8 protein-coding genes are annotated in these 6,965 nt (G+C 53.3%); all 8 read right to left on the bottom strand.

Going from position 1 to position 6,965, the window contains the following annotated elements; all coding sequences use genetic code 11:
• Nucleotides 1-597 (bottom strand): tRNA pseudouridine(55) synthase TruB (gene truB / locus FC18_RS12285; RefSeq protein WP_235804207.1); only part of this gene is annotated, 597 nt, incomplete at its 3' end.
• 61 nt (nucleotides 598-658) lie between these two features.
• Complete coding sequence (locus FC18_RS04390; RefSeq protein WP_054678177.1) at nucleotides 659-1,402, bottom strand: TerC family protein; 744 nt, start codon at nucleotides 1,400-1,402, stop codon at nucleotides 659-661.
• Nucleotides 1,403-1,503: 101 nt separating this feature from the next.
• Nucleotides 1,504-1,797 carry a hypothetical protein gene (locus FC18_RS04385; protein ID WP_054678179.1) on the bottom strand — a complete coding sequence of 98 codons (294 nt, stop codon included), beginning with the start codon at nucleotides 1,795-1,797 and terminating at the stop codon, nucleotides 1,504-1,506.
• 80 nt (nucleotides 1,798-1,877) lie between these two features.
• A complete protein-coding gene (gene rbfA, locus FC18_RS04380; protein ID WP_054678182.1) occupies nucleotides 1,878-2,231 on the bottom strand; it encodes a 30S ribosome-binding factor RbfA in 354 nt (117 codons plus the stop codon).
• Between the two features lie 66 nt (nucleotides 2,232-2,297).
• Nucleotides 2,298-5,090, bottom strand: a complete 2,793-nt coding sequence (gene infB / locus FC18_RS04375) for a translation initiation factor IF-2 (RefSeq protein ID WP_056975559.1) — start codon at nucleotides 5,088-5,090, stop codon at nucleotides 2,298-2,300.
• Nucleotides 5,091-5,102: 12 nt separating this feature from the next.
• Nucleotides 5,103-5,411, bottom strand: coding sequence for a YlxQ-related RNA-binding protein (locus tag FC18_RS04370; protein ID WP_054678186.1), 309 nt, complete (start codon nucleotides 5,409-5,411; stop codon nucleotides 5,103-5,105).
• Nucleotides 5,408-5,707, bottom strand: coding sequence for an RNase P modulator RnpM (gene rnpM, locus FC18_RS04365; RefSeq protein WP_056975557.1), 300 nt, complete (start codon nucleotides 5,705-5,707; stop codon nucleotides 5,408-5,410). Before rnpM ends, FC18_RS04370 begins: the two co-directional genes overlap by 4 nt.
• Nucleotides 5,708-5,743: 36 nt before the next feature.
• Nucleotides 5,744-6,925 (bottom strand): transcription termination factor NusA, encoded by a 1,182-nt coding sequence (nusA, locus tag FC18_RS04360; protein ID WP_054678188.1) that lies wholly within the window; start codon nucleotides 6,923-6,925, stop codon nucleotides 5,744-5,746.
• Between the last annotated feature and the right edge of the window lie 40 nt (nucleotides 6,926-6,965).

Raw genomic sequence — 6,965 nt, 5'->3', positions numbered from 1 at the left:
GAGCTGACTCATCGCTGCCGCCACGCCCAGCTTGCGGCCTAAATCAACGGACAGGGTGCGGATGTACGTGCCCTTCCCCACTTCCGCGATGAACGGGAAGCTCTGGGTACCCGTGGTCGCATCAAAACTAGTCGCGCCGGTCCGGGCAAAATTATCAATCTGGGCAAGGCGCTTGGGCCGTTCCACGGTTTCACCAGCGCGGGCGTAATCATACAGGCGCCGGCCGTTAACCTTAACGGCCGAAAACATTGGCGGAATCTGCACGATTTCACCCTTGAACTGTGCCATGGCCGCGTCGATTTCCGCGTCACTAAATGGTTCAGTAAGTGGCGTGCGCTCAACGACTTCACCGTCCAGGTCCTCGGTGGTGGTGGCAAAGCCGAACTGGACGGCGCCCGTGTAGATTTTGCCGCTCGCTTGCAGCCGGCTAATCGCCTTCGTGGCTGCTCCCAGCGCAATCGGTAACATGCCGTCAACACTGGGGTCGAGGGTGCCCGAGTGGCCCACGCGCTTCATGTGCACGATTTTGCGCACCTTGAATACCACGTCGGCGCTCGTCATTCCAGCTGGTTTGTAAATGGGCAAAAATCCGTCCACAATTATTCCTCCAATAAGAAGTGGTTCCGGAATGATCCGCAACCACTTGTCTGACTTTTAATTAAACGTCCTTACGCGTTTGCGTGCGGCCCCGGTACCAGTGCACCCCGAACGTCGCCAGGAATGCGGCCAGCACGAACAGGCTAAAGAACGTGTTCGAGATTTCGATGTTAATCATCGGCAAACTCAGGGCAAGTTTGATGGCGATGAAGCCAATCAGCACGTAGGCCATGTAGAGCAACTCTGGGACCTTCGTGAGCAACACAATCATCATCTGGGCCACGAACCGCATCGCCAGAATCCCAATCATCCCCCCGATGAGCACGATGACCGGGTTGTTGTCGATGGCCAGCGCGGTCAGAATCGAGTCGATAGAGAACACGAAGTCCAGCAAGACAATGGCTGCCACCGTTCCCCAAAAGGACTTGGGTTTGGTTACCGCCTCTTCCGTCTTCGTGGGCTTGGGCATGTGCTGTTCATAGAAGAAATGCAGCGCCATCCAGAGCAGGTACCCAGCACCAACGGCCTTAACTAGCCAAAACTTCATCAGGTAGGTACCCAGGCCGATAGCAATGAAGCGGAAAATGTACGAGCCCCATAGCCCCCACATCAGCGCGCTCCGTTCTTTTTTCGGGTCCCCGAGCGATTGGGTCTGGGCCGCGAGTACCACCGCGTTATCAACGGAAAGTAAGCATTCCATAATTGCGAGGGTCAAAATGGTCATGAGCCCGGCACTAGTCATCACGGCGGCGTGCCAGTCGCTGGCCTCAAAAAAAGGTTTGTATAGCTTAATGATTGTGTCCATCGAATTTCCCCGTTACCAATTTTTTAATATTTCTATCAAACTATTGTAGCAGAGTTTACTCTTAGTTTCAGAAACTTGTCCAGATAGACACGAAAATTGCCCTATTTCTTCTTCGGCCAGAACGCGAACTTTGCCGCAATGAGCGCGGCCAGCCCGATGATGAGGTACAAAATGACTAGACTCAGCCCATGCATATTACCGGTCTGGGCCACGAGGTAACCGCTATAAACCGCCATCCCGATGCCCCCAATCCCGACGACCAGGCAGCACAGCAACACGAGGTCGCGGGCAAAGCGGGCCCACCAGCTATCACCAACGCCGTAAAGCATGGCAAATACCCGGACGACGCCGGCAACGATGAGCACCCCGAGAATAATATCAATTGCGATTCGCATTTTCTCTCCTCCACGAAAACAAATATGGCTCCATTATACCAAAAAAGGCTGCGGAATAATCCGCAGCCTTTCGGGTTGTACTATAAGTCGCCGTTCTTCCGCGCCTTTGCAAGCAGTTCGTCGATGTGAGCGCCATACTGCACGGACTCATCCTGCTTGAATTCGAGCGTGGGCACCTTGAACAGCCGAATCCGCTGTCCGACTTCACGGCGAATCATGCCGCTAGCCTTGTCCAAGCCCGCCTTAGCGTCATCAATTGCTTTTTGATCATCGCTAAGAATGCTGAAGTAGACGGTTGCCTGCTGGAGGTCACCAGTCAGCTTTACGCCGGTGATGGTGACGCCAGAGACACGTGGATCGTTGACGAGCTTCAGAAGAATGTCGTCAATTTCGCGCTGGAGTTGTGTTTCAACACGACCAATACGGTGTTTCATGGTTTTATCCTCCACAATCGGTGGGAAATGTCATCAAGTAGCGCTGCACCCGTAACCGGGCGTCGCTTACTTAACTGGCACTTCTTCCATCTTGAATGCTTCAATCTGGTCATCAACCTTGATGTCGTTGTAACCGTCGATGGTCAAACCACATTCGAAGCCAGAACGAACTTCCTTGGCGTCGTCCTTGAAGCGCTTGAGACTACCAAGCTTACCTTCGTGAATCACGATGCCGTCGCGAATCAGGCGGACGCCAGCGTCGCGGGTGATGAACCCAGTGTCAACGTAAGAACCGGCAATGGTCCCAACCTTAGAAACGTGAATGGTTTCACGCACAGTCAGAGAACCAATGATCTTTTCTTCGTAGACTGGTTCCAGCATCCCCTTCATGGCAGATTCGACTTCATCGATTGCCTTGTAGATGACACTGTGCAGACGAATGTCGACGTCTTCGGTTTCAGCCTGGGCCCGTGCTTGCGCAGTAGGACGGACGTTGAACCCGATGATGATGGCGTTCGATGCACTTGCCAGCGTTACGTCAGATTCGTTGATCGCACCAACGGCCTTGTGGATGATGTTGACGCGAACGCCCTGAACATCAATCTTCCGCAGTGAGCCGTCGATTGCTTCAACAGAACCCTGAACGTCACCCTTGATGATGACGTCAACTTCCTTGAGCTGACCTTCCTTCATGGATTCGAAGAGGTTGTCCAAGGTGACACGGTGCGTCTGTTCACGAACCTTTTCGAGCGCACGCTTGGCACGTTCTTCACCTGCTGCCCGCGCCGTCTTCTCATCTGGGAAGACAACGAAACGGTCAGCGGACTGAGGCACATCGTTCGTCCCGGTGATTTCGACTGGCATACTTGGGCCGGCTTCCTTAACGCGACGACCGCGGTCGTTGGTCATGGTCCGGATACGGCCGAACGTGTTCCCAACAACGACTGGGTCCCCAACGTGCAGGGTACCTTGCTGAACGAGGACGGTCGCAACTGGGCCCTTACCCTTGTCCAGACGGGCTTCGATAACAGTCCCGACAGCCTTCTGGGCGGAGTTAGCCTTGAGTTCCAGCATGTCAGCTTCCATCAGGATCATTTCGAGCAGTTCGTCGATGTTCTTACCGAACTTGGCAGAAATCTGCACGAAGATGGTTTCACCACCCCATTCTTCTGGAATCAGTTCGTATTCAGAGAGCTGTTCCATAACGTGGTTCGGGTTGGCACCTGGCTTATCAATCTTGTTGACCGCAACGATGATTGGTGCGTTCGCGGCCTTAGCGTGGTTGATAGCTTCGATGGTTTGTGGCATTACCCCGTCATCGGCGGCAACAACCAGCACGATGATATCGGTAATATCAGCACCACGCGCACGCATGTTGGTGAAGGCAGCGTGCCCTGGGGTGTCCAGGAAGGTAATCAGACGGTCGTTGAGCTTAACTTGGTAAGCCCCGATGTGCTGGGTAATCCCACCGGCTTCACCCTCGGTCACGTGGGTGTGACGCAGCTTGTCCAGCAGGGTCGTCTTCCCGTGGTCAACGTGACCCATGATGGTAACAACTGGTGCCCGTGGCGTCAGGTTTTCGGTCGTCGTGGTTTCTTCTTCAAAGACCTTGTCCAGGTCGGTGATGTCTTCAACAACCTTCTTCTCTGCTTCGATACCGTAGTCCGTTGCAATGAGTTCGATTGTGTCGCCGTCAAGGCTCTGGTTCTGGTTAACCATGATGCCGAGCATGAAGAGCTTCTTGATGATTTCAGCTGGTTCGCGGTGGAGCAGCTTACTCAGATCCTGCACGTTCATGCCTTCAGTGTAAACCAAGGTTTCTGGCAATGGCCGGTCCTTACGTACAGAAACTGGCTTCTTTGGTTCGTTGTTGCGCTGGTTACGACGGTTACGCTTGTTGCGCTTACCCTTGTAAGGCGTTTCTTGACGACCTGAGCGGAAGTTACGTTCACGCTTCTGCTGGCGTTCTTCAACCACTGCTTCCTTCTTCGCTGGCTTAGCAGCCGTGTTGCTTGTCTTGTTCTGGCTAGCTGGGCGGTTGTTTTGGTTTTGCTTCTTAGCTGCTGGTGCCGCAGTCTTTGGCGCTGCTGGCTTTGGCGTAACCTGTGCTGCTGGCTTTGCGGCCTGCTTTGGTTCTACCTTTGGCTTTGGTGCTTCCTCGAACTTGCCGATTGGTGCGGCAGTTGTGCGGAATTCACTCTGCTGGCGCTGACGCAAAGCTTCGGCGCGCGCTGCTGCACGGCCTGGGTTTGGCCGCGTTGCTGGTGCTGCCTGCTGGTTGTTGTTGAAACGGCCGCGGTTGTTGTTATTGTTGCGGTCGTTGTTACGACGCTGGTCGTTGCGCTGACCATTGTTGCTACCGTTATTCCGGTTGCCATTTTGACCGCCGCGCTGGTTACCATTGGCATTGCGCTGGCCGTTGTTGTTCCGCTGGCCCTGCTGGTTCCCGCCATTGTTGCGGTTGCGGTTGCCCTGCGTGCCAGGACGCTGGGTGCCAGGACGACGGATAGCGTTCTTGCTGATCTTCGTCTTGCCGTCAGCGGACACGTGGTTGGCGTGGGTCGTGCCGGTCTTCACCTCGGAAGCAGGCTTAACCTCGTCCTTTTGCTTCTTGGGTTCACTTGCAGCCGTCTTTGGTGCTTCCTGCTTTGGTGCAGCTGGTTTAGCTTCGGCCTTTGCAGTCTTTACTTCTGGTGTGTTTGAGCTTGTGATTGCCTTTTTGATCGTTTTCTCATCCTGTTCGTTAATGGAGTTCATGTTGTTATTTACGTCAATACCGTGTGACTGCGCAGCCGCCAGAACATCCTTACTGCTGATGTTCAGCTCTTTTGCGAGTTCATATACACGCTTTTTGCCCATCTGTTCACGCTCCTATCTTTGTGCGGTCAGCTTCGTGATTGCCTTAGCAAGGCCTGCATCAAGAATCGCGATGACCGTGCGTTTATGACCGATAGCGATGCTTAATTCCGTCTCGGTTAAAGGTGTAATAACCGTGGCGTGGTAAAAAGCTGCCTTATCGGTAATCTTCTTCGTCAGATTAGCGCTAGCGTCATTTGCAAGAATAACTAACCGTGCCTTACCCCCGGCGATGGCCTTGATTGTGAAATCAGTTCCAGTCTCCAGTTTGCGTGCACGTTGCGCTAGGCCAATAAGATTCATCAACTTAGTGTTGTCATTCATGCCTTGTCGCCAAAAAGTTCTCTGCGGGCCTTCTGGTGATCAACGTAAGCGTAGAGTTCGTCGTAGAACTCAGCGCTAACGGCAATCCCAAAGGCGGATTCGAGAATCTTCTTCTTAGCGGCATTCTTGACCCCGTCTGGATCCAGTGCGACGTACGCACCGCGACCAGCTTGCTTCCCAGTTGGGTCGATTGCTAGGTCGCCATCCTTGGTCTTCACAACGCGGATCATTTCTTTCTTCGGTTGCATGGTGCCCGAAAGCAAATCCTTACGCATTGGAATTTTACGTGGTTTCATTTAGATGCCACCCCCTTCGTTAAGATTGGTTAACTATTATTCTTCAGACTGGTCCGCAGAATCGTCATCTGCAGTCGTATCTGTTGTGGCTGCGTCATCATCGGCAACTGCGGCCTCTGAGGCGTCGGTTTCATCAACCAGTGCCTGGTCCTCTTCGGTGAGTTCTTCATCATCGACGAATTCCACTTCAGATTCAGGCTTGATGTCAATCTTGAAACCGGTGAGCTTAGCGGCGAGCCGTGCGTTTTGGCCCTTCTTCCCGATTGCCAGTGAGAGCTGGTAGTCAGGAACAATGACGGTTGCGCTGCGTTCGTTGTTCTCGTCGTTGAACTGCACGGCGATGACCTGTGCGGGGTTCAAGGCATTGGCGATGTAGTCCGCAGCGTCTTCTTCCCACTGAACAACGTCGATGTTTTCACCAGACAGTTCATTGACTACGGCCTGGACCCGGGCACCGCGAGGACCAACGGTTGTCCCAACAGCATCAACGTCTTCGTTCGTACTGCGAACCGCAATCTTGGTGCGGTCGCCGGCTTCACGGGCAATTCCGACGATCTCAACAGTACCGTCAAAAATTTCTGGGACTTCCTGTTCAAACAGGCGCTTAACGAGTCCTGGTGCAGTCCGGCTAACGAAGACCTGAGGCCCCTTAGCGGAGTTTTCAACCTTCGTTACGAACACCTTGACGTGGTCATGTGCTTCGTAACGTTCGTTTGGCATCTGGTCGCCCTTGCCCAGTACGGCTTCAATCTTACCGAGGGAAACGTAGACGAACTTGTTGTCGCGGCGTTCCACAACCCCCTGCATGATTTCTTCTTCGTACTTGGAGTATTCATCGTACACGTTCGCCCGTTCGGCTTCACGCACCCGCTGCATGATGACCTGCTTGGCCGTCTGTGCCGCAATGCGACCGAAGTCACGTGGTGTAACTTCGAAGCTGATTTCGTCGCCGATTTCGTAAGCCTTGTTGATTTCCATGGCGTCCTTCAGGCTAACTTCCAGACGGGAATCAAAGACTTCTTCGGTAACTTCCTTAACGGCGAAAACCTTGATGTCACCCTTCTTTGGGTCGAAGGTTACTTCAACGTTTTGGGCCTGGTTGTAGTTCCGCTTGTAGGCGCTGGTCAAAGCCGCTTCAAGAGCTTCAATGACGATTTCCTTCTTAACGCCCTTCTCGGTTTCTAAGGCATCGAGTGCCTCAATCATTTCCTTTGACATGTTGATTCCTTCCTTACGCAAGTAGTTGGGTTAAACTACC

The organism is Lacticaseibacillus sharpeae JCM 1186 = DSM 20505, assembly GCF_001436225.1.
GTDB classification, from domain to species: Bacteria; Bacillota; Bacilli; order Lactobacillales; family Lactobacillaceae; genus Lacticaseibacillus; species Lacticaseibacillus sharpeae.
The sequence above is the reverse complement of the archived record's forward strand: the minus strand, read 5'-3'. Positions and strand labels throughout refer to the sequence as shown.